Genomic DNA, 23,317 nt, shown 5'->3' on the forward strand with positions numbered 1-23,317 from the left:
GTAAAAAGCCCGTAAATACCTATCGTACATATGGAAATTGGAACTTGTTCTCCCTATACTTGTTTAAATAATAAAAAGGAGAAATATTATGAGTAGATCATCAGATTTTATTTCAGGAATCATATCAGGAGCACTTGTTGGAGCTGCTTTTGCACTGCTCTATGCCCCTGACTCGGGAAAAAATACACGGGATCGTCTATCCTATAAATTAAGTGAATATTACGATGAGTTGAATGACTTGATCGATCAGCTTAAAGAGGAAAAAGAGATACTTGTGTCAGAAGCCAAAGAAAAAGGTGATAAAGTAGTGCTTGATGCCAAAGAAAAAGCTGAAGGACTTATTGCTGAAGCTGAGCACCTTTTGGAATCAATTGAAGCGGCCAAGGAAAAATCAGCCGGAAAGAAAGGCTGATCAGTTTTTGCAGATCTTGAATACTTCAAGTCCCTTACATTAAATTGTATGGGACTTTTTTTTTGTAGCATGTACTGAACCTTTGAAGCCTATGTATTCTTCATTGCTCACCTTCTGAATGAGGTTTATCAGGATCACTCATCCTATTAAGCAATGCTTTACAGTTCATTTATTTTACACCTTGCATTTTTCCCCTTCATTGGCTAATTCCCGATACCAGTCAATCAACATATCGGGAATATGGAATCACGAAAACAATTTTTAAAAAAACTTGGCACCGGTGCTGCAGCTATAGGAGCCGGTGCTTTTTTTAATCCTCTTAAAGCCAGGGATATCACTGAAGACCTTAAGGATTTTACAGGCAATGCTTTGGAAGTTGCCAGAAATGAGGATTACTGGGCCCGGGTACAGCAAGCTTTTACGGTAGACCGCAGCCTCATCAACCTGAATAACGGAGGTGTCAGTCCTTCTCCTGATTTTGTACAGGCCGCCATGAAAAAACATCTGGATTTTTCTAATCAAGCCCCGGTCTATAATATGTGGCGGATCCTGGAACCCCGCCGAGAAGGTGTCCGCCAGCGCATCGCCCGAAATTTCGGGGTAGATACGGAAGAGATCGCCCTTACAAGAAATGCTTCTGAAAGCCTTCAGATCTGTCAGTTTGGGTTTGATCTGAATACCGGTGATGAGGTGCTGACCACCGACCAGGATTATCCCCGAATGATCAATACCTTTAAGCAGCGTGAACGAAGAGAAGGCATTAAATTGAAGCAGATCAGTATTCCTGTTCCAGCTGAAAATGATGAAGAGATCGTATGGCGATTCGAGCAAGCCATCACCCCAAAAACCAAACTGATCCTGATGTGTCACATCATCAACCTGACCGGTCAGATATTACCCGTCAAAAAAGTGGTTCAGATGGCTCGTCAAAAAGGCATTCCAGTTATTGTTGATGGTGCCCATGCCTATGCCCATTTTGATTTCAAGCACGAAGACCTCGATTGTGATTACTACACCAGCAGTCTTCACAAATGGCTGTTTGCCCCCCATGGCACAGGCCTTTTGTACGTAAGAAAGAATAAGATCAAAGACCTGTGGCCATTGATGGCAGCCGCAGAATCTCAGGATAATGATATCCGGAAATATGAAGAGATCGGAACGCACCCTGCTGCAAACTACCTGGCGATAGGAGAGGCTCTTACATTTCACGAAGGGATTGGTTCAAAACGAAAGGAAGCGCGTCTCAAATACCTGAATGATCTATGGATCGATGAGATCGTGGATGGCGATAAGGTAGTACTTCATACCAGTCGTGATCCTAAATATGCCTGTGGTATTGCAACAGTTGAGATCAAAGGGATGAAACCGGGTGATCTTAATAGCACTCTATGGAATGATTATAGAATAATTACCACACCTATTGTTCATGATCAATTTCGTGGCATCAGGGTTACTCCAAACGTTTATACAACCCTTGAAGAAATATCCAGGTTTACGAGCGCCATGAAACAACAGATCAATAAAGTTTGATCTTTCAAAGGGTTTGAACCGGGATTATATAGGATTTAGAGAATTTTCAGGACTATGAAATATGAGAACTTAACGCATAAGGTTATCGGGCTGGCAATGAAGGTGCATTCTTCAATTGGAATGGGGTTTCAGGAAGTTATCTATCAACGTTGCCTTAATATTGAATTTGAAAAAGAAGGTGTACCCTATGTTCGGGAATTTGAAATGCCTGTCATGTATGAAGGTACACAAGTAGGAACCCGAAGAGTTGATTTTCTGATTGATCAAAAAATTATGGTTGAAATAAAAGCAACTTCAGAATTAGTGGATGTCCACTTAACTCAAGCCAAGAACTATTTAGAAGCTTATGATCTGGATGTAGGACTATTAATAAACTTTGGAACGCCAAGCCTGGAGTTCAAGAGATTATTTGGTAGAAATAATAAAAATCTGAATTTGGATAAATGATGTTTTGCAGGATCTTCAGGAAGCATCCTGTGAATCTAGAAAAATCCTGCTAAAATCCTGGTTCAAACCGCAATTAATACAATTTAAAGCATGAAAAAATCATTAACACTCATATTAATAAGTACGTCCTTAGTACTTTCCTGCACACAAATTGAAAAGTCTCCCGATAATAAAACGGTTATTCAAACCGATAAAGCACCGGCATCTATCGGTGTATACTCACAGGCTATTCAGTCCGGAAATACTCTCTATCTTTCCGGGCAGATCGGGTTGTTGCCTGAAACCAGGGAACTGGCCGGTGATGATCTGGCATCACAAACCCATCAGACACTTAAGAATATCAAAGCCGTACTTGAAGCTGCCGGTTATACTATGTCTGATGTGGTAAAAGCACAGGTATATCTGGATAATATGGATGACTACGGGGCATTCAACGATATCTATACTACCTATTTCACTGAAGATCCCCCTGCTCGTGCTGTGGTTGAGGTAAGCCGAATACCACTGGACGCAAAAGTTGAGATCATGGTTACTGCAAGCAAATAAATAATATGTCAGATCTGAAAGATTTTATAAACCTTCGCCATACACTGCACCGTTACCCTGAGTTGTGTAAACAGGAATTTGAGACTTCACGCAGGATCTCTGAGTTCATGCAACAGTTTGAACCGGATGAAGAGATCGATGTAGCCGGTACAGGTAAAATGTTCATCTTTAAGGGAGATGAGCCCGGCGAAACCATCTTATTCCGATGCGAATTGGATGCCCTTCCCATTCAGGAGCAGGCCCCTAACCTGGCTTATCGTTCGGCCCACGAAGGCAAAGCTCATCTTTGTGGTCACGATGGCCATATGACCATCATCGCGTATCTTGGCAAACTCATATCGGAGAACCGACCCAAAAAAGGCAAAGTGATCCTTCTCTTTCAACCCGCTGAAGAAACTGATCAGGGAGCCAAAGATGTTGTTGAGTCGCCCGAATTCCATCGGCTCAAACCGGATTACCTATTTGCACTGCATAATATTCCTGGGGTAAAGAAAAATACCGTCCTTGCAAAAGATGGTAGTTTTACTGCAGCCTCTTGTGGAATTACGATCAAAATGAAAGGCCGAACCTCACATGCAGCTGAACCTGATAAAGGCAATAATCCATATTTTGCCGCGCAAAAGATCATTGAGGATGTACAGACTTTGAGCCGGTCTAATAAAGGTTTTTCTGATCAGGTTGTCTCCACTCTTATTTATATACGATTGGGTGAGATCTCATTCGGGGTATCTCCTTCTGATCTTGAAATGGGTATCACATTACGGGCCTATGAAAATAATGACCTGGACCTACTTTGCCGGAAAACGGAATCCATCATAAAAGAACATGCACAAAACCAACATCTGGAAGTATCTTTCAGCTACGGAGAGATCTACCCTGCTACTATCAATAATCCTGATTGCGTGAATATGGTAAAAGACGCTACCAATACTCTTGGGTATGAATTTGTGGATATGGATAAACCTAATAACTGGTCTGAAGATTTTGCTTATTTCACAGCCACCAATAAAGGAGTACAGTTTGGATTTGGTGCCGGTGAGGATCAGCCAAACTTGCATGATCCTGCTTATAATTTCCCGGATGACCTGATAGAACCTGCCGCTAAACTCTTCTTTCAGATATATAAAAAGCGATTGCTATGATAACTGAGTTCATTAAAAAATTAAACGTAAAATTACTTACTCGGTTAATTCAATTATGACATATAAAGGTATATTCCCGCAACACTTTTAATTAATGAAAACTTATATGAAACGACTTTTACTATTTTTCTTTGCTTTCGTTCTTACAGCTTCTGCTACAGTGGCTCAGAATACAGATGACATGGTGGACGCTATCGTCAAAGAAGCCAATGAAAATTCACAGCTAGAATATCTCGCGCATCAACTTACCGATGTCATTGGTCCGCGTTTGGTAGGAACTCCGCAACAGCAAAAGGCTCATGATTGGGCTGTTGAGCAATTCAACGAATGGGGTATAGAAGCTGAAAATCAAAAATTTGGGATGTGGCGAGGATGGGAGCGTGGCATTACCCACATTGACCTTCTCTCGCCCCGTGTAGTATCCCTGGAGGGACAACAGCTCGCATGGAGCCCATCTACCCCGGATGGTGGAGTTACGGCTTCTCTGGCGATCCTCCCGACAGTTGAGGACCAAGCTGAGTTTGATGAATGGCTTAAAACTGTGTCCGGTAAGATCGTTCTGATCTCACAGCCTCAGATCACCGGACGTCCTGATTATAACTGGGAAGAATTCGCGACTGAAGAATCTTTTGAAAAGATGCGTGAAACCCGTCAGCTATTAAATGAGGAATGGAGAGAGAACCTAAGGCGCATTGGCTATGGTCGTGACCTGAACAGCAAACTGGAAGAAGCCGGTGCGGTTGCGCTGTTTCAATCCCGATGGTCAAATGGATTTGGAGTTAACAAGATATTCAGTGCCAACACAGAATCGATTCCTGTGATCGACTTATCTCTTGAGGACTACGGTATGCTTCACCGTATGGTTGAATATGGAAATGAGCCGGAAGTTCACGTAAACGCACAATCCAAAGACCTTGGTGATGTACCTATGTTCAACACCATTGCAACTATTCCGGGTACTGAAAAGCCTGATGAATACATTATCCTGTCTGCCCATTACGATTCATGGGATGGGGGAACCGGAGCCACCGATAATGCGACCGGATCCATTACCATGATGGAAACCGCTCGTATTCTAAAAAAACTATATCCTAACCCCAAGAGAACCATTATCGTAGGACTTTGGGGCAGTGAAGAACAGGGGTTGAATGGTTCGGGAGCTTTTGTAGAAGACAACCCTGAGATCGTTGATAACCTTCAGGCTCTCTTCAATCAGGATAATGGTACCGGACGAGTGGTTCGGGTTTCAGGTCAGGGATTCCTTCATTCCTATGAATTTATTCAACGCTGGATGGCACCCGTTCCACGAGATATCACCCGCCATATTGAGACTACCTTCCCTGGAACACCCGGTGGTGGCGGATCCGACTATGCTTCTTTTGTGACGGCCGGAGCTCCCGGATTTTCACTGAGTTCCCTGAGTTGGAGCTACTGGAATTATACCTGGCACACCAACCGCGATACTTACGATAAGATCGTGTTTGATGATGTGAGAAATAACGTGATCCTGACAGCTATCATGACCTATATGGCCAGTGAGGATCCGGAGACCTTCCCACGTGAACGGGCAGTATTACCTATGAATCCTCGTACCGGTGAACAAATGACATGGCCTTCACCAAGAACCCCTAACCGGGACGGAACCAAGGATTAAGGTCAATAACTTACTTCTTTTAATTGAAGCCACCCTGAAAGTTCGGGGTGGCTTTTTTTATTTAATTGGGTTGGCGGGAAATCCTACCGGTCTTACTTCATGTGAACCGGGTGATCCAATTTTGCATTCCGGACCGGGTGGTTCGGAACGAAGATAAACTGTCATTTATATGTTTAAACATATTTATGCTTATACAGCTACAGATCGGTATACATTAATTCCTCAATATCTTTGGCTTTCGCCCAACTTATTGAATTTTCTTTGAAAATTGTCTCATATAAAATAGATTGGGATTACACTTAAACTTTTATTGGAGGTTTTATGAATAATAAAAACTTAGCATTATTGCTTCTTCGTATCGGTGTAGGGCTTATCTTTATTTTAGCCGGATGGGGAAAACTGACAGGTATTGAGAATGTACAGGGCTTTTTTGGTAATGTTGGTATCCCAATGGCTGGCATTATGGCCTGGGTTGTTGCCATTGTAGAATTCGTTGGAGGCATTATGGTTCTTATTGGTTATAAGATCAAATTACCTTCTCTGCTCTTAGCCTTTATAATGGTGGTCGCCATATTGACTGTAAAACTTGGAGGCGATGGCGGCTTCAGTGGCATGCGAATAGATCTAATGCTTTTGGTTACCAGCTTAGCTCTGGCAATACTCGGATCCGGCGGATACTCAGTAGAAGGTATGATTGGTAAATCAACGGAAAACTAAAAGCAATTATCTTAAACGTCTTGACATCGAGAAATAAAGATTAAAATTCTATTCAAACCGATTTAATATATAAGGCCATCCTGAGCGATCGGGATGGCTTTTTAAATGCGATCAACGAGATTGATCAGGCATAATGGTTGAATGTCTTAAAGGTGCTTTTTGTTTTAATGAATGAATTATCGTGTGAATTAAATTTCATACTTATGACTGAGTTAGCAACATTACAAAGTGTAGACGCAGAAACATTACATAGAAAAATGACAGGAGAACACGCTCCTATTATAATCAATGCGTTAGATCCTGAAGCATTTATTGCTAAGCATATTCCCGGTTCTATCAATATTCCGACTGATAATGCCGAATTAGCAAAGCAAGTTATTCCTTTTAAGGATGCTGAAATCATTGTCTATTGCGCCAATGCAGACTGTACAGCATCACCAAACCTAGCGGAAAAACTGGAAGATATGGGCTATACCAACGTAAGCGATTTTGAGGAAGGTTTAGCCGGTTGGAGACAAGCCGGATATGAACTTATAGGTAATGACGCTTAATTTATATCAATAATAGACACATTCTAAAACCGCCTCATTTGGGGCGGTTTCTTTATTTTGATGCTATTTATCATGGATCCTGGCAAATAATATGGACCGAAAGGTTCACTTTGGTATACCGAGCAGGGTTGTTCGAAAGGAAGGTGTACGTTCTTCATGAAAGTAGCCTATTATAATTGCCCTACTCTGATCTCATAGCCGTCATCTGTTTCGTTCAGCGTATAGATCTTTTCATCATTATTCACAACAAACTCAGTGGGTTTATGATCTAGTTTAAACCCTTTCAGAAAATTTAAATCCCAATCAAATTTTTGTATCAATTCAGTATCAAATGGATTCAAGGAATCATCGGAACGAGGTTTCCCTGAATAACTTGCATAGATATGGTGACCATTACTAATTACATCAGTATAACCTACTATACCATTGTTATCTACCGGCCAATTGTCTTCAAGGATCATACTTGGGACAGGATATTCATCACCTTGTACTCTTTTAATTAATTCACCACTTAAATTATACATTTCCATGAACTCAGCATTTTCTGCAAATAAGTAGATATGATTCTGAACCGGGTCCATAGTTCCGTGTGATAACCACGCTATACCATTATCTCTTGCAGTAAATTTGTCATCAAAGACTATATACTCCCCGTGACTAGTCTTACTCGTACTAGTTTTATCAAAAATCTGAAATCTTTCATTTAGGAATACACCAGAAGCAACTACACTTCCATTATTCAACATAAACATAGAATTTGGAAGACCACGTGTTGTAAGTTTTCTTCTTTTTTGATCCAGCAAATCACCTTTTATAGTGTAAGCTGTTAAAGAGAATTGATTCCCATCATACACATAGAAAAGTGAATCAGCATCAATAATTTCCATTAATCGTTCATATTCACCCGGTCCCCTTCCTGCCCGACCTATTCCTTTTAAGTATTCTACCCCACCACCATCTTTGATTTCAAACATATGAATAGATGGGCTACCGCCAACTTCTCCTATGACAAGCTTGTTATCAATAATCTCAACTACTCTTGGGTTTCTTACCATCGTAACTTCAACAATACTGCTTGTTCTTACCGCATTGTAATCAATTGTACGCTGAAAATGATTTTGTGCTTCAGAGGAGTTTTTGCAACTAGTTATTCCAATAATTATTACTACACAACTTAATACCAACCATAGAGTTTTTGATGCGTTTTTCATTTTACCCCGTATAGATTATTGTGTAGTTAATTTACTGGTATAACATCAGCATAAGAGAAATAAATAAAAATTCATACCAACAAAAATCCCCGCTCATCTGAATGAACGAGGTTTATATGTTATTCCCCCTCTCTGGTAATTACTTCAAGAGCTTTTATTAATGATTCATCCCTATTATTCCTTAATGCCTCAATTGATCTCTCAACAACAATGTCAGGCTCGTATCCAATCAAATGAAGCTGCGAACCATCATGTTTGAGGACTTTCATTCCTGTCCACATGATTCTGCAATTCCCCGTGAGGTTAATAAAATTTGTATTACCGTTTGTACCTGCAGTTGGGGATCCTATTAAAGTTGCAAGGTCATAGTGATCGATAATACCCATCGTTGTTTCACCACTTGATACGATTCCAGGAGCATTTAATATGACTTTTTTCCCTTTTATGAACGGACTTTTCGGGGCTAAAGTCCACGTTGAGTGTTCAAGTTGCATATTCTTCTGGTCTGGATATATTACTTCAGGAGTGTACCAGTTTGGAGACTGAACCTCATTTTTTATTAAATATGGAACAATATCAAACATGCTAAAGGAAGAATTGCTACCGTTTCGATAATCAAAAATGATTCCCTTCGCTTTTGAAAGATTTTGCAGATTCTCTTCAAATACACTTTGAGTTATTTTTCTCAGGTTGATCAGAAAAATATCCTCTTCAATCATCTCAATAGCTGGGTAATTAAACTCTCTAACGGCAGTATATAGATTTGCTGAACTTGTTCGTGAAACTTCTGTTAATATTGTTTCACCTGAAACTTTTTCAAGTTCAAATAAAGCCTTATTCTCTCTATTACCGGCTCCAAACATATTCAAAGCCCGGTATTTACGCAATTGATCTGATCCTGAAATCAAATCAATTCTTTTATTCAGCTCCTCAAAAGCCGGTATGCCATCCACACTTTTTATGATATCACCTATCATAATTTCACCAATCTGACTTTCAGTTACCACCATTTCTCCCTCCAATTCATCGACTTTTATAGGTGCTTTATATAACTGTATGGTATTTGGGCATGTTGTTACACCATGGCCGTCTTTTAATTGTGAAACCATCCATTGTAATGTCTTTAGGAAGTCATCTCCAGTTTTATCTTGTAAAGCTTTTCGAAGGGATGATGTTAAAACTTGATCCCAATTAACATTCACTTCATTAAAATAGGGATAGAAGTGCTGAAAGATGTTCCATGCAATAATAATATCGGCAATACGCATGTTTTCATTTTCTGAAAATATTTTACCGAGTTCTATTTGATCAATTTCTTTTTTGTAAATATTAAATAACTGCTTCTGAACTGCAGATGCATTGGATTGAGGTAAGGTATATTCTGCCGTGCCATATAAAGCCAATGGAATTTCAATCCACAATTGTTCACTGATCTGATGCACATACGTTTCACCAACATTTGGGGTTTGATCATAAAGTTTAGGCTTTGATGTAATTCTGAGTGTTTTATTGCCGAAATTAGACTCGTCAGATGTTACTTCAAACTCAAACAAACCTGTACTGTTGATTTCCCAATCCTTCAGACCAACTGCTTTTTTCTGGATGAAATCCATGTTTTTCAATGGATAAGTTTTCCAATCTGATGAATCGGGCCTATATTCGATTTTAAATTCATCAATTTCCATATCAATACTACCCTGAATTTGAATACCAACTAGGAGTGTTCCGGTATTTTCTTCAACAAGAGACTGAAGTTCATAATTATCCCATTCACTGCTAATTTCTTTTAATTCAATCTTTTTGTTGACAACTTTCTGATTTTCGGTAACTATAATTAACTCTGCATTACTTTCCTGATTTGCGATTTTAGAGCGAACCAAGCTACTGAGCCTGATCTCTTTACCACTTAACAAATCAGAATCTAAATACTGAAACAGGGCGATTGATCTCGTTAGATTGAAATCATTCCTATAAGTTCGAGAACTTCGATAAGGCTGAAAATCTGTACCAAGGTATACACCTTTATGCTGCCATGCGATCGTTTTTAGTCCAGTTGTGTCTGTACTGATTTTATTCAGGTAATCAAAAATAAACTGATTTTTATCAGGTTCTGAATCATGAATGGAAATTGTTGGAGCAATGGGAGTAAATATAGACTCTAATACTTCTCTTAACTCCTGCTCATTCTTCACGTTTTTTATTTTGTTTACACCATACACTGCAAGCTTATCCCAATCAATCTCTCTTGCCTCATCACTGGGGTGAAAATATTTTATGTATCCGAAAACCTTTGTGAAAGCAGTTAAGTGATCAATTTGTTGATCAACAGTTTCAAAATTTTGATGTTTTTTGCAGGTAACAAAAAGCAAAGTCAACGATAGTAAAATTAACGATTTCGTTAAACGACCCATTTTTTTAACCTATTAATCAGTACTGGTTAATGTCTATATTACAATATATAATCTCATAAGAAATGCGCCTAATAAAAAAGCCCCGTTCAACTTAATGAACGAGGCTTCAATTTGTTAGTTAGAAAGCTAACGGGAGGTTAGTCTTCGGCTTCAGCAGTTTCGCTTTCGCCGTTTTCACTGCCACCAAGTTCTTCAAATACCTTGGCGATCTCCTCGTCTCCTTCTTCCATATCTTTCTTCGAACCAACCACGATATCTTCGTAGTCGCGAAGTCCGGTACCGGCAGGTACTTTATGTCCAACCACCACATTCTCTTTGAGTCCGCGGAGGAAGTCTTTCTTAGCTTCAATAGAAGCCTGAGTCAGTACCTTGGTTGTTTCCTGGAATGAAGCTGCAGATAGCCAGCTATCAGTAGACAATGCTGCTCTTGTAATACCCAACAGAATTGGCTTTGAAATAGCCGGCTCTGCTTCACGGGTTTCGAGCTCTTCTTTACCGTCTTTGATCAACTGATTATTGTGATCACGTACCTGACGACGATCAAGGATCGTTCCTTTCTTAAGATCAGAACCCCCTTCGTTTGTTACCACAAACTTACCGATCAGTTCGTCATTACGGTCGTTAACTTCAAAACGATCCACTTTATCACCTTCGAGGAACATCGTGTCGCCCGGATCGGTGATCTCTACCTTCTGCATCATGGTGCGAACAATGGTCTCAATGTGCTTGTCATTGATCTTCACACCCTGTAGTCGGTAAACCTCCTGAATTTCATTCACGAGATACGACTGAACCGCATAAGGACCGAGGATATTCAGAATATCCTGAGCCGGGATCGTACCGTCAGAAAGTGGCTGACCTGCTTTCACAAAATCGTTGGACTGAACCAGGATATGCTTACTTAGCGAAATCAGATACTTCTTCTCATCCGTACCGTCCTTAGACTTAACGAATACTTCCTGGGAACCACGTTTACGTCCACCCATTTCAACAATACCGTCAATTTCAGAAACAACGGCAGGTTCACTTGGGGAGCGAGCTTCAAACAGCTCAGTAATACGTGGAAGACCAGCGGTAATATCCTTAGACTTGGAAGCCACACGAGGTATCTTGGCGATAACCTGACCGGCTTCTACTTTCTCACCGTCATCAACCACAATATGAGTATCTACAGGAAGGGTGGTCTCGCGAATGCGATCCTTGCTTCCCTTGATCATAATGGTTGGAACCAGTGAACGGTCTTTGGAATCAGTAATTACTTTTTCACGGTGACCGGTCTGAGCATCGGTATCTTCTGATGAAGTTACTCCATCGATGATATCCTTGTACTCAATGGTACCGTCAATTTCTGAGAAGATCAGGGCATTATATGGATCCCACTTACAGAGCACTGCTCCTTTGGGTACCATATCGCCTTCTTCAACCAACATCTCAGAACCGTAAGGTACGTTATACGTGATGAGGGTCGTTCCTTCATCATTGATGATCTTGATCTCACCCGCACGGGAAAGAACCACATTGTGATCCTCTTCACCATCATTGTATACAACAACGCGTACGTTTTCGAATTCAACCTTACCTTCAAATTTGGTTTTATGTTGTGATTCAGCCTCTAAACGGGAAGCTGTACCACCAACGTGGAAGGTTCTAAGTGTAAGCTGTGTACCCGGCTCACCAATAGACTGAGCAGCGATAACACCTACAGCTTCACCTTTTTCAACCATAGTTCCACGGGCAAGGTCACGACCGTAGCACTTAGCACACACTCCACGAGGAGTTTCGCATGTAAGTACTGAACGGATCTCAACATCTTCGATAGATGTCTCTGCGATCTTACCGGCAACTGTTTCATCGATCACCTGATTGGACTCACAAATGAGTTCATCAGAGATCGGATCATAAATGTCATGTAGTGATACACGTCCAAGTATGCGGTCTTCCAGGCTTTCAATGACATCTTCATTGTCTTTGAGAGCGGTCATCTTAATACCACGGAGGGTACCACAATCTGTTTCGTTAATGATAACGTCCTGAGACACATCAACGAGACGTCGTGTCAGATAACCGGCATCAGCCGTTTTAAGAGCTGTATCAGCCAGACCTTTACGAGCACCGTGAGTAGAGATAAAGTATTCAAGAACGGTCAATCCCTCTTTGAAAGAAGAAAGGATCGGGTTCTCAATAACCTCATTACCCTGCTGCATGGAACTCTTCTGAGGCTTAGCCATCAGCCCACGCATACCACCAAGCTGTCGGATCTGCTCTTTAGAACCACGAGCACCGGAGTCAGCCATCATAAACACCGGATTAAAACCATTCCTATCGTTGGCCAAAGCCTGGAACAGGGTTTCAGAAACACGGTTTGTAGTGGATGTCCACTTATCAATTACCTGGTTATAACGTTCATTATCGGTAATGAAACCCATTTCATATCGGCCCTGAACGTCTGTTACCTCGTCCTTGGCTTTAGTAATGAGTTCTTCCTTGGCATCCGGGATAATGATATCGTCAAGGCTGAAGGAAAGTCCACCAATAGTGGCTTCTTCATAACCCAGCTTCTTCATGTCATCCAGGAAGGTAGATGTCTTAGCAGTACCTACCTTATCATGGATCTCACCGATCAGATTTCTCAGTTCTTTTTTACCGAGAGTCTTATTAATGAACGGGATCTCATCCGGCACGATCTCATTAAAGATCACGCGACCGGTTGAGGTCTTAATTACTTCATAAGTTTGTTCTCCTTCCTCATTTACAACAGGAATTCGAACATTGATCTTAGCATGTGCATCAAGCTTACCCTGATCAAATGCTACCAGTACCTCTGCAGGTGATGCAAAAGTCTTGCCTTCGCCTAAACAACCATCATCCGGCTTGGTCAGATAATACAGACCCAGGATCATATCCTGAGACGGTACGGCAATAGGACCACCGTTGGCAGGGGCTAAAATATTGTGTGAACCTAACATCAGCACTGATGCTTCAAGAACCGCATCATGACTTAATGGAAGGTGAACAGCCATCTGATCACCATCAAAGTCAGCGTTAAACGCTGTACATGCTAGTGGGTGAAGTCGGATAGCTTTTTCCTCGATCAGTACCGGCTGGAATGCCTGAATACCCAACCTGTGCAATGTTGGAGCACGGTTAAGGAGTACTGGGTGTCCGTCAATAACATTCTCAAGGACTTCCCAAACAACGGCATCACGTCGGTCAACAACTTTCTTGGCGCTCTTAACCGTTTTCACATATCCACGCTCAATAAGCCGGCGAATAATGAATGGTTTGTAAAGCTCAACCGCCATTTCTTTAGGCAGACCACATTCGTGCATTTTCAGCTCGGGTCCTACCACAATTACAGAACGACCGGAATAGTCAACACGCTTACCGAGAAGGTTCTGACGGAAACGACCACTCTTACCTTTCAGCATATCTGAAAGTGATTTAAGCGGACGGTTATTATTCCGTACAGCGTTTGATTTTCTTGAGTTGTCGTATAGTGAATCAACCGCTTCCTGAAGCATGCGTTTCTCGTTACGGAGAATCACATCAGGTGCTTTGATATCTATCAATCGTTTCAGACGATTGTTACGGATGATCACACGACGGTAAAGGTCGTTAAGGTCAGAAGTTGCAAATCTACCACCTTCCAGGGGTACCAATGGACGCAGTTCCGGTGGAATTACCGGGATCACGCTTTGTACCATCCATTCAGGTCGGTTTTCAGTGTGCTTATTAGCCGCACGGAAAGATTCGATAACCTGCAGACGCTTCAGTTTCTTCTTCTTACGCATTTGTGAGGTTTCATTTTTCACCTCATAGCGCAATTGATAAGCGAGTTCATCAAGATCAAGATCACCAAGAAGGGCTTCTAGTGCATCAGCTCCTTCCTTCACGATGAATTTGTCATCATCGTCGTCATCAAGTTCCTGATTATCCTCAGGAAGCTGCTCCAGAATATCCCATTTTTCTTCCTCAGAGATCATATCACCCTGTGCGTAACCGAGGTCACGCGCAACACCGGGATTGATGATCACAAATGTCTCATAATAGACGATCTTATCCAGGTTCTTGGAAGACATTCCAAGCAGATAAGCGATCTTATTAGGAAGTGATTTGAAATACCAGATATGTACAACCGGAACGGTCAGGGTAATATGCCCCATTCGCTCACGACGTACTGCTTTTCGGGTAACTTCTACACCGCAACGGTCGCAGATGATACCTTTGTAGCGAATACGCTTGTACTTACCGCAATGGCATTCGTAATCTTTCACCGGGCCGAAGATCTTTTCGCAGAAAAGACCATCCATTTCCGGTTTGAATGTTCTGTAGTTTATTGTCTCAGGAGTCAAGACTTCACCGTGAGAACGAGATAATATCGTCTCAGCGGAAGCAAGGGATACCCCAATGCTGTCAAAGTCTTTCGTGACTGTTAATGTCTTAGTTACTGGCAAGGATGTTCCTCCAAATTATTAACAGTGAAATTATTCAATGTGCATTTCAAGGCCGAGACCCATAAGCTCTCGTAACAATACCTTGAATGATTCGGGCACGTCACCATCAGGCAGGTTCTCACCTTTAACGATGGCTTCATATACTTTAGAGCGCCCTTTAACGTCATCACTTTTTACAGTGAGCATTTCTTTCAGGATGCTGGATGCACCGTATGCATACAGAGCCCAAACTTCCATCTCACCAAGTCGCTGCCCACCGAACTGAGCTTTACCGCCCAATGGTTGCTGCGTGATCAATGAGTATGGTCCAATAGAACGGGCATGCATCTTGTCCTGGATCAAGTGATTCAGTTTCAGCATGTAGATGTATCCTACTGTGGTCTTCTGTGCAAATGGCTCACCTGTGCGACCGTCATACAACTTAACACGGCCATCTTCAGGCAATCCTGCATCTCTTAGTTTCTCACGTACTTCATCCATGGAAGCACCGTCGAAGATAGGTGATGCAAAAGTAACACCCATTTTCTTGGCAGCCCATCCGAGAATGGTCTCATAGATCTGACCAAGGTTCATACGGGATGGTACACCAAGTGGGTTAAGACAGATGTCAACAGGCGTTCCATCTTCCATGAACGGCATGTCTTCCTGCGGTACGATCTTGGCAACAACACCTTTGTTACCGTGACGACCCGCCATCTTATCACCTACTTTCAGCTTACGTTTTTTCGCAACATAAACTTTGGCTTTCTGAATGATTCCCGGTGGTAACTCGTCTCCAACCTGAATGGCAAACTTACGACGCTTGGCTTCAGTGTCGATCTCACGACGAAGCTCACGGTAGTTGGCAAACAGTTTCTTAACGAGCTTAACCAATTCACCATCAGTAGCCCAATCAATATTTTCATTGATATTAACCGGATCCAGCTCTTCAAATACAGATTTCTTGTACTTCTCGCCTTTCGGGATAAGTTCAACGTGACTGTAATTGTATACGCCCGGAGATGTCTTATCTCGTAACAGGGAGTACATCTTGTCGGCCCATTGCTGATTCAATTCAGCAACTTTCTGCGCATGACGTTCTTCTTCCTGTTCAACGCGTTTCTTCTCTTCCTTACGGGAGATCAATTCATCGCGCTTACGGCTAAAGAGCTTGGTATCAATTACGGTACCTTCAACACTTGGAGGCACTTTCAGGGATGCATCTTTAACGTCACCGGCTTTGTCACCGAAGATCGCTCTCAACAGTTTTTCTTCCGGAGTAGGATCTGTTTCTCCTTTCGGAGTGATCTTACCTACCAGAATATCACCATGTTCGATCTTGGCACCGATGCGAATAATACCACGCTCATCAAGATTAGCAGTGGCTTCTTCACTCACATTTGGAATTTCACGAGTCAGCTCTTCTTCACCACGTTTGGTATCTCGAACCTGCTGCTCAAATTCTGTTACGTGAATGGATGTATAGATGTCATCCTGTACAATTCTTTCACTTACAACGATGGCATCCTCAAAGTTGTAACCTCTCCACGGCATGAACGCCACAAGCAGGTTACGGCCAAGAGCCAACTCACCTTTGTCAGTTGAACAACCATCAGCAAGAGCCTGTCCGGCTTTTACCTTGTCTCCGATCTTCACAACTGGTCGCTGATTGATCGTAGTATCCTGGTTGGTTCTTACAAATTTTGTCAGATCATAAGTTTTCACACCACCGTCGAAGTAGCAATTTTGCTCATCTTCAGTACGGTCATACTTGACTCTGATCTCTGTTGCACTCACGTACACCACTTCACCATCAGCATCTGCTGTGATGATTGCACGGGAGTCACGAGCTGCACGTTGCTCAAGTCCGGTTCCAACCACAGGGGCTTCAGGTCGTAATAGTGGTACGGCCTGGCGCTGCATGTTAGAACCCATCAGGGCACGGTTAGCATCATCGTGTTCTATAAATGGGATCAACGCTGCTGCCAGAGATGTTATCTGGTTGGTAGCAACGTCCATATATTCAATTTCATCCGGCTTAACACGGAGGTAGTTACCTTCTCGTGTTCTGGAGAAGATGGCATCTGTTTCAAACATGCCCTTGTCATCGATCTCGGCATTAGCCTGTGCGATAACAGTCTCGTCTTCCTGTTCAGCCGCAAGATATTCCACATCTTTTGTGACCTTACCTTCTTTCACTTTACGGTAAGGTGTTTCAATAAATCCAAAGTCATTTACCTTGGCATGAACACACAATGAGGAGATCAAACCAATGTTTGGACCCTCAGGGGTTTCAATCGGGCAAAGACGACCATAGTGAGTGTAGTGAACATCACGAACCTCAAAACCGGCTCTCTCACGTGTCAAACCACCAGGCCCTAATGCAGACATACGTCGCTTGTGAGTCAACTCAGCAATAGGATTTGTTTGATCCATGAACTGAGATAACTGATTCGTTCCGAAGAACGTATTGATCACACTAGAGATGGTACGGGCGTTAACAAGATCCTGTGGTGTTAATTGCTCAGCGTCACGAGAATTCATTCTTTCACGGATAGTACGTGCCATTCGGGCAAGTCCAATCGCAAATTGCTGACCCAGCTGCTCACCTACAGTACGAACACGTCTATTACTTAAGTGATCGATATCATCAACCTGAGATTTCATATTCTTCAGGCGGATCACTTCTTTCACAATTGCAACGATATCTTCTTTCGTCAGATATTGTAGCGTGTTTTCCTGATCCAGTTTCAGACGTTTGTTCAATCTGTAACGACCAACCTCACCAAGATCATATTTCTTATCACTGAAGAAAAGTCTTTCAAGGATCGATCGGGCAGTTTCAGGATCCGGCATCTCACCTGATCTGATCTGCTGATAGATCTCGCCAAGAGCAGAAGACTCATCATAAGTAGGATCCTTGCGGAGCGTATTCATCATTACTGAACGCTCAGATTCCTCAGCTGTGATCTTTTGAACCAGAACTTTTTCTACTTCAGCATCCTTCAGTGAACCGTAATCATCTTCTGTCAATTCATGGTCACGTTCAAAGATGATCTGACGGTTGAGGGCTTCAGTAACCTCTCCGGTTTCATCATCAACCACTTCTTCCATGCTTTCCACAACAATATTCTCAGCCAGCCTCTTGCCAACCAGTTTTTTGTTGTAGTCTGCTTTAGAACCAAATTTGATATCTTCTGATAACTCAAAAAGACTTAAGAGTTCAATATCAGATGAATAACCAAGGGCTCTCAATAGGGTAGTTGCAGGAACCTTTTTCTTACGATCTATATAGGCCCACAATACATCACGAATATCGGTTGTGAACTCGATCCATGATCCTTTGAAAGGAATCACACGTGCTGAATAAAGTTGGGTTCCGTTCGGGTGAACATTCTGTCCAAAGAAAACACCCGGTGATCTGTGCAGCTGACTTACAATAACGCGCTCAGCACCATTCACGATGAATGTACCGCGATTGGTCATCCATGGCAGGTCGCCCAGGAATACTTCCTGTTCAATGGTTTCACTGGCTTCGTCACTGTCATCAACTGATGAAAGTCTTAATTTTGCTTTTAACGGAACCGAATAGGTCAGGCCACGATCCTGACACTCAGACTCAGTATAGCGTGGAACATCTACATTATAGTATAGAAATTCGAGAATATGTGTTTCACGACTATCCTGAATAGGAAAATTTTCATTGAAGATCCGTTGCAACCCCTGATCAGCTCTTTCATTAGGAGCGATATCAAGTTGTACGAATTTTTCAAAGGACTCTAACTGGATATCCAGAAAATCAGGATAATCCAGCACGTGTTTGGTTTTTCCAAACGATAGGCGTTCCGTGTTGGGAATAGTTTGCATCTTCTTGCTCAAAAGGAACCTCTCCTCTTAGATTGAAGGTAATTTATACGGGCAAACCCCAAGTATATTGGGGTCGGTTAATTTAGACGCCAATAGCCAATACCGATTTAACGGCATTGGCTAATAACGAATTTTTAAGTAAGAGTTACTTAAGCTCTACTTCGGCACCAGCTTCTTCAAGCTTGGATTTGATATCTTCTGCTTCGTCTTTGGAAACAGCTTCTTTAACAGTGCCAGGAGCTCCGTCAACAAGTTCTTTAGCTTCTTTCAAGCCAAGTCCGGTGATACCGCGTACTTCTTTAATTACGGCGATCTTTTTCGCACCGGCACTCTTAAGAACTACATCAAACTCAGTTTGCTCTTCTCCGCCACCGGCTTCTCCGCCACCAGCAGGTCCAGCTACTGCAACAGCAGCTTGAGCAGGTTTGATATCATATTCTTCTTCAAGAATAGTTGCAAGTTCGTTTGCTTCTTTGATTGTTAGGTTGACAAGCTGTTCAGCTAAATCTTTAACGTCAGCCATTTTATTTCTCCAGTTGTTTTAAATAAAAAAATTCTAGTTGATAAATAAGGGTTATTCTTCGCCTTTTTCAGCGATGGTGTTAATAGCACCAACAAGGTTAGATCCTTGTGAGTTAAGGGCACCAACTACGTTAGATAGAGGTGACATTAACAGACCAAGGATGTCTCCAATAATTTCGTTCTTGGACTTCATAGCTGCCAGAACGTCCAGTTTATCTTCGCCGTAGAAATCACCATCTACCATTGCGGCTTTAAACTGGGGCTTATTGTGCTCCTTGATATAATCTTTCAATACCTTGGCAGGTGCAGATAATTCTTCTTCTACAAAAGCAAAAGCATTTTGCTCAACCAAAGAAGGTATGATCTCATCATATCCACCAACCTTCTCCATTGCGAGCTTCATAAGTTTGTTTTTGTATACTTTGAAGCGAATATCTCCCTTACGAAATGCACCACGCAGTTCATTAACTTCAGGTACCGACATTCCGGAATAGTTAGTGATATAAAGAGCACTAGCACTTTCCAGTTTCTCGGCAATTTCGTCTAAGACTGCTTGCTTTTCTGCAGTAGGCATAATTCAATTCCTCCTTTTATAGGGATGTTACTGCGGTTCTGCTTAACGGGATGCTTGGTCCCATCGTACTGCTCATGAAAACACTTTTCACGTACAGTCCTTTAGCGGAAGCAGGTTTCAAGTTCATAACGGTTCTGAAGAATGCTTCTGCATTATCTTTCAGGTCGCTAGCATCGAAACTCACTTTACCAACAGATGTATGTAGAATTCCGGTCTTATCAACACGGAAATCAATTTGTCCGGCTTTAACTGTTTTAACAGCATCAGCCACATCCATTGTCACGGTTCCACTTTTTGGGTTAGGCATCAGTCCGCGGGGCCCTAAAAAGCGCCCAAGCTTACCGAGTTTTCCCATTACGTCAGGTGTGGCGATAATAACGTCTATATCGGTCCACCCTTCTTCAATTTTTTCGATGTAATCATCAAGACCAACATGGTCGGCACCAGCTTCTCTGGCTTCATCTTGTTTGGCTTCATTAACGAGAGCCAACACGCGAACTTCTTTACCCGTACCGTGAGGCAAGCTCACTGTACCGCGGACCATTTGGTCTGCATGTCGCGGGTCAACACCTAAACGGATATCTATATCCACTGAGGCATCGAAGTTTGCGGTAGATGTTTTTTTAACCAGATCGCACGCTTCTTCCAAAGTATATTCTACTTCGGGGTTCACGAGTGCCACGGCCTGTTGATATTTCTTTCCTCTTTTTGCCATGATCACAATTTCCTTACTTTTCGCGATTTACTCTAAGACCCATACTGCGAGCCGTTCCTGCAATCATTTCCGCACCAGCTTCGACGTCAAACGCATTTAAGTCTTCCATCTTTTCTTGTGCAATTTCTTTGCATTGGCTCCAGGTAACCGTACCTACTTTATTTCGGTTAGGTTCGCCTGATCCGGACTTGATTTTCGCTGCTTTTTTAAGAAGCACAGGTGCTGGTGGAGTCTTTGTTTTAAATGTAAAAGACTTATCAGCATAAACCGTGATCTCAACAGGAACAACAGTTCCGGCCTTGTCCTGAGTCTTAGCGTTAAAGGCTTTACAAAACTCCATAATATTGATTCCTGCCTGACCGAGTGCCGGTCCAACAGGTGGTGCAGGGTTTGCCTGCCCCCCAACAATCTGGAGCTTCAGGATGTTCTCAACTTTTTTAGCCATGGATTCTCAGGATCCTATAATTAATAACTTCTGTTTATTTGTGCGTAATAGCTAGTGTGCATCAACTAGGTTCTTTATGTAGCAGATTCAACTTGGTTAACATCCACTTCCACCGGAGTTTTACGGCCAAATATACTGACCATTACCCGCAGCTTAAGTTTTTCAGGATTCACTTCCTGAACGGTTCCGTCAAAATCTTTGAACGGACCGGATATGACCTTAACCAGGTCTCCTTCGCTATACGGAATCTCAATATTCCGCATATCTTCGCCACTGTCTTTCACTCTGCCAATGATGCGTTTGACTTCGTGCTCTTTAAGTGGCTTAGGCACCGTTTCATTCTTACCTACCTTCAAAAAACCAAGACAGGAGGGTGCCGATTGTATTAAATTGTTTACTTCTTCATCATAATGAGTATTCAAAAGGATGTAACCCGGGAAGAAATTCTTCTCTCGAGTGCGCTTCTTTCCAGACCTGATCTCTACAACTGTTTCAGTAGGAATAAGGACTTCCTTGATCTTATCTTCAAGCCCCTGTTCTTCGATCTCCCTTTCAAGAAACTCTTTTACCTTTTTTTCATGGCTTGAAAAGCAGCGTACTACGTACCAGCCATGTTCTTGTTCTTTACTCATTAGTTATAAATAGCTTCTAATATGGTGCTGTACAACTGATCTACACCAAAAATGAAAACTGATATAATTATTGAAAAGACAACAACAATGATCGTATTGTCTATCAACTCTTTTTGCGTTGGCCAAGATACTTTCTTGAACTCCTGAACAACACCATCAAAAAAATTATTAATCTTACTCATATGATCTTACTTGTTTGCACGGGTGGAGAGGCTCGAACTCCCGACACCTGGTTTTGGAGACCAGTGCTCTGCCAACTGAGCTACACCCGTGTAAAGTGCACAAGAGCGGCTACCGAAGTAACCACTCTTTGCACTGGCCTAAGTTCAGGTCGACTTTCTTAGTCTAAGATTTTAGTTACCACTCCGGCACCCACAGTACGGCCACCTTCGCGTATCGCAAATCGCAGCCCTTCTTCCATAGCCACCGGCTGGATCAGGGTTACGTTTAATTTCACATTGTCGCCCGGCATCACCATCTCCACGCCGTCCGGCAACTCACATGAGCCGGTCACGTCGGTGGTTCTGAAGTAAAACTGCGGACGGTAGCCCTTGAAGAACGGCGTGTGACGCCCTCCCTCATCCTTGCTCAATACATACACCTCACACTCAAACTTCTTATGCGGGGTGATCGAGCCCGGCTTACACAGCACCATACCGCGCTGCAGCTGCTCCTTGTTAATACCACGCAGCAGAATACCGGCGTTGTCTCCGGCCTGACCCTGGTCAAGCATACGACGGAACATCTCAATACCGGTTACTACGGTCTTCATTGGCTCTTCCACGATACCAACGATCTCAATCTCATCATTCAGCTTCAGCACGCCACGCTCAATACGTCCGGTCGCTACCGTTCCACGTCCGGTGATAGAGAATACATCCTCTACCGGCATCAGGAATGGCTTGTCTACGTCACGCTCCGGCGTTGGGATCGTCTCGTCAACGGCCTTCATCAGCTCCACGATCTTCTCTTCCCACTCGGCTTCGCCGTTCAGCGCTCCAAGGGCAGATCCCTGGATCACAGGGATGTTATCCCCGTCAAATTCGTAAGACGACAACAGCTCGCGTACTTCCAACTCAACCAGCTCCAGCAGCTCTTCATCGTCTACCAGATCCACCTTGTTCATAAATACCACGATCTGTGGTACCCCAACCTGGCGGGCAAGCAGAATGTGCTCGCGGGTCTGTGGCATCGGACCATCAGTCGCCGCCACCACCAAAATAGCTCCATCCATCTGCGCCGCACCCGTCACCATGTTCTTCACATAGTCGGCGTGACCCGGGCAGTCAACGTGCGCATAGTGACGCTCGTCGGTCTCGTACTCAACGTGAGCAGTCGCAATCGTGATACCGCGCTCTCGCTCTTCCGGCGCATTGTCAATATCCGCAAATTGCTTCGCTACGCCACCGTACGTCTTCGCCATTACTGTCGTAATCGCTGCCGTCAATGTCGTTTTTCCGTGATCTACGTGGCCAATCGTGCCTACGTTTACGTGGGGCTTATTCCGT

The 23,317-nt window shown here is 42.8% G+C and carries 19 protein-coding genes and 1 tRNA gene; 8 read left to right on the forward strand and 12 right to left on the reverse strand.

The window, feature by feature from the left end; genetic code table 11:
* The first annotated feature begins 88 nt into the window (after positions 1–88).
* The 8 genes from AC13FX_RS00535 (at position 89) to AC13FX_RS00570 (ending at position 6,999) form a co-directional block, all read left to right on the forward strand.
* Positions 89–412, forward strand: coding sequence for a YtxH domain-containing protein (locus tag AC13FX_RS00535; protein ID WP_482878453.1), 324 nt, complete (start codon positions 89–91; stop codon positions 410–412).
* A 240-nt stretch (positions 413–652) separates the two neighbouring features.
* Positions 653–1,942, forward strand: a complete 1,290-nt coding sequence (locus tag AC13FX_RS00540) for an aminotransferase class V-fold PLP-dependent enzyme (protein ID WP_482878454.1) — start codon at positions 653–655, stop codon at positions 1,940–1,942.
* A gap of 54 nt (positions 1,943–1,996) precedes the next feature.
* On the forward strand, positions 1,997–2,389 hold the full coding sequence (locus tag AC13FX_RS00545; RefSeq protein WP_482878455.1) for a GxxExxY protein: 393 nt from the start codon (positions 1,997–1,999) through the stop codon (positions 2,387–2,389).
* A 90-nt stretch (positions 2,390–2,479) separates the two neighbouring features.
* Positions 2,480–2,935 (forward strand): RidA family protein, encoded by a 456-nt coding sequence (locus tag AC13FX_RS00550; RefSeq protein WP_482878456.1) that lies wholly within the window; start codon positions 2,480–2,482, stop codon positions 2,933–2,935.
* A gap of 5 nt (positions 2,936–2,940) precedes the next feature.
* A complete protein-coding gene (locus tag AC13FX_RS00555; protein ID WP_482878457.1) occupies positions 2,941–4,077 on the forward strand; it encodes an amidohydrolase in 1,137 nt (378 codons plus the stop codon).
* Between the two features lie 106 nt (positions 4,078–4,183).
* Entirely contained in the window at positions 4,184–5,731 is a 1,548-nt protein-coding gene (locus tag AC13FX_RS00560; protein ID WP_482878458.1) for a M20/M25/M40 family metallo-hydrolase, read from the forward strand.
* Positions 5,732–6,052: 321 nt separating this feature from the next.
* Complete coding sequence (locus AC13FX_RS00565; RefSeq protein ID WP_482878459.1) at positions 6,053–6,448, forward strand: DoxX family protein; 396 nt, start codon at positions 6,053–6,055, stop codon at positions 6,446–6,448.
* A 137-nt stretch (positions 6,449–6,585) separates the two neighbouring features.
* On the forward strand, positions 6,586–6,999 hold the full coding sequence (locus AC13FX_RS00570; protein ID WP_482878460.1) for a rhodanese-like domain-containing protein: 414 nt from the start codon (positions 6,586–6,588) through the stop codon (positions 6,997–6,999).
* Between the two features lie 170 nt (positions 7,000–7,169).
* Here AC13FX_RS00570 and AC13FX_RS00575 read toward each other — a convergent pair whose 3' ends face one another.
* From AC13FX_RS00575 to tuf, 12 genes are all read right to left on the reverse strand, one after another.
* Positions 7,170–8,210, reverse strand: a complete 1,041-nt coding sequence (locus tag AC13FX_RS00575; protein ID WP_482878461.1) for a BF3164 family lipoprotein — start codon at positions 8,208–8,210, stop codon at positions 7,170–7,172.
* Positions 8,211–8,329: 119 nt separating this feature from the next.
* A complete protein-coding gene (locus AC13FX_RS00580) occupies positions 8,330–10,621 on the reverse strand; it encodes a S41 family peptidase (protein WP_482878462.1) in 2,292 nt (763 codons plus the stop codon).
* Positions 10,622–10,758: 137 nt separating this feature from the next.
* Positions 10,759–15,075: a DNA-directed RNA polymerase subunit beta' gene (gene rpoC, locus AC13FX_RS00585; RefSeq protein ID WP_482878463.1), complete on the reverse strand. Its 4,317-nt coding sequence runs from the start codon at positions 15,073–15,075 to the stop codon at positions 10,759–10,761.
* A gap of 30 nt (positions 15,076–15,105) precedes the next feature.
* A complete protein-coding gene (rpoB, locus tag AC13FX_RS00590; protein WP_482878464.1) occupies positions 15,106–18,921 on the reverse strand; it encodes a DNA-directed RNA polymerase subunit beta in 3,816 nt (1,271 codons plus the stop codon).
* Positions 18,922–19,066: 145 nt separating this feature from the next.
* On the reverse strand, positions 19,067–19,444 hold the full coding sequence (rplL, locus tag AC13FX_RS00595; RefSeq protein WP_482878465.1) for a 50S ribosomal protein L7/L12: 378 nt from the start codon (positions 19,442–19,444) through the stop codon (positions 19,067–19,069).
* A gap of 51 nt (positions 19,445–19,495) precedes the next feature.
* Positions 19,496–20,017, reverse strand: coding sequence for a 50S ribosomal protein L10 (rplJ, locus tag AC13FX_RS00600; RefSeq protein ID WP_482878466.1), 522 nt, complete (start codon positions 20,015–20,017; stop codon positions 19,496–19,498).
* Between the two features lie 16 nt (positions 20,018–20,033).
* Positions 20,034–20,732: a 50S ribosomal protein L1 gene (rplA, locus tag AC13FX_RS00605; protein ID WP_482878467.1), complete on the reverse strand. Its 699-nt coding sequence runs from the start codon at positions 20,730–20,732 to the stop codon at positions 20,034–20,036.
* Between the two features lie 13 nt (positions 20,733–20,745).
* Positions 20,746–21,177, reverse strand: coding sequence for a 50S ribosomal protein L11 (rplK, locus tag AC13FX_RS00610; protein WP_103664883.1), 432 nt, complete (start codon positions 21,175–21,177; stop codon positions 20,746–20,748).
* Between the two features lie 74 nt (positions 21,178–21,251).
* Positions 21,252–21,809, reverse strand: a complete 558-nt coding sequence (gene nusG / locus AC13FX_RS00615) for a transcription termination/antitermination protein NusG (RefSeq protein WP_482878468.1) — start codon at positions 21,807–21,809, stop codon at positions 21,252–21,254.
* Positions 21,809–21,991, reverse strand: a complete 183-nt coding sequence (secE, locus tag AC13FX_RS00620; RefSeq protein ID WP_103664885.1) for a preprotein translocase subunit SecE — start codon at positions 21,989–21,991, stop codon at positions 21,809–21,811. Before secE ends, nusG begins: the two co-directional genes overlap by 1 nt.
* A gap of 17 nt (positions 21,992–22,008) precedes the next feature.
* Positions 22,009–22,081: transfer RNA gene (locus AC13FX_RS00625), tRNA-Trp, on the reverse strand.
* Positions 22,082–22,149: 68 nt separating this feature from the next.
* Positions 22,150–23,317 (reverse strand): elongation factor Tu (tuf, locus tag AC13FX_RS00630; RefSeq protein WP_482878469.1); only part of this gene is annotated, 1,168 nt, incomplete at its 5' end.

Source organism: Gracilimonas sp. B-17 (assembly GCF_056857935.1).

What these genes read in the sequence shown, in the direction of transcription:
- AC13FX_RS00535 (WP_482878453.1), top strand. Translation starts at nt 89, where the DNA reads ATGAGTAGATCATCAGATTTTATTTCAGGAATCATATCAGGAGCACTT.
- AC13FX_RS00540 (WP_482878454.1), top strand. Translation starts at nt 653, where the DNA reads ATGGAATCACGAAAACAATTTTTAAAAAAACTTGGCACCGGTGCTGCA.
- AC13FX_RS00545 (WP_482878455.1), top strand. Translation starts at nt 1,997, where the DNA reads ATGAAATATGAGAACTTAACGCATAAGGTTATCGGGCTGGCAATGAAG.
- AC13FX_RS00550 (WP_482878456.1), top strand. Translation starts at nt 2,480, where the DNA reads ATGAAAAAATCATTAACACTCATATTAATAAGTACGTCCTTAGTACTT.
- AC13FX_RS00555 (WP_482878457.1), top strand. Translation starts at nt 2,941, where the DNA reads ATGTCAGATCTGAAAGATTTTATAAACCTTCGCCATACACTGCACCGT.
- AC13FX_RS00560 (WP_482878458.1), top strand. Translation starts at nt 4,184, where the DNA reads ATGAAACGACTTTTACTATTTTTCTTTGCTTTCGTTCTTACAGCTTCT.
- AC13FX_RS00565 (WP_482878459.1), top strand. Translation starts at nt 6,053, where the DNA reads ATGAATAATAAAAACTTAGCATTATTGCTTCTTCGTATCGGTGTAGGG.
- AC13FX_RS00575 (WP_482878461.1), bottom strand. Translation starts at nt 8,210, where the DNA reads ATGAAAAACGCATCAAAAACTCTATGGTTGGTATTAAGTTGTGTAGTA.
- AC13FX_RS00580 (WP_482878462.1), bottom strand. Translation starts at nt 10,621, where the DNA reads ATGGGTCGTTTAACGAAATCGTTAATTTTACTATCGTTGACTTTGCTT.
- rpoB (WP_482878464.1), bottom strand. Translation starts at nt 18,921, where the DNA reads ATGCAAACTATTCCCAACACGGAACGCCTATCGTTTGGAAAAACCAAA.
- rplL (WP_482878465.1), bottom strand. Translation starts at nt 19,444, where the DNA reads ATGGCTGACGTTAAAGATTTAGCTGAACAGCTTGTCAACCTAACAATC.
- rplJ (WP_482878466.1), bottom strand. Translation starts at nt 20,017, where the DNA reads ATGCCTACTGCAGAAAAGCAAGCAGTCTTAGACGAAATTGCCGAGAAA.
- rplA (WP_482878467.1), bottom strand. Translation starts at nt 20,732, where the DNA reads ATGGCAAAAAGAGGAAAGAAATATCAACAGGCCGTGGCACTCGTGAAC.
- rplK (WP_103664883.1), bottom strand. Translation starts at nt 21,177, where the DNA reads ATGGCTAAAAAAGTTGAGAACATCCTGAAGCTCCAGATTGTTGGGGGG.
- nusG (WP_482878468.1), bottom strand. Translation starts at nt 21,809, where the DNA reads ATGAGTAAAGAACAAGAACATGGCTGGTACGTAGTACGCTGCTTTTCA.
- secE (WP_103664885.1), bottom strand. Translation starts at nt 21,991, where the DNA reads ATGAGTAAGATTAATAATTTTTTTGATGGTGTTGTTCAGGAGTTCAAG.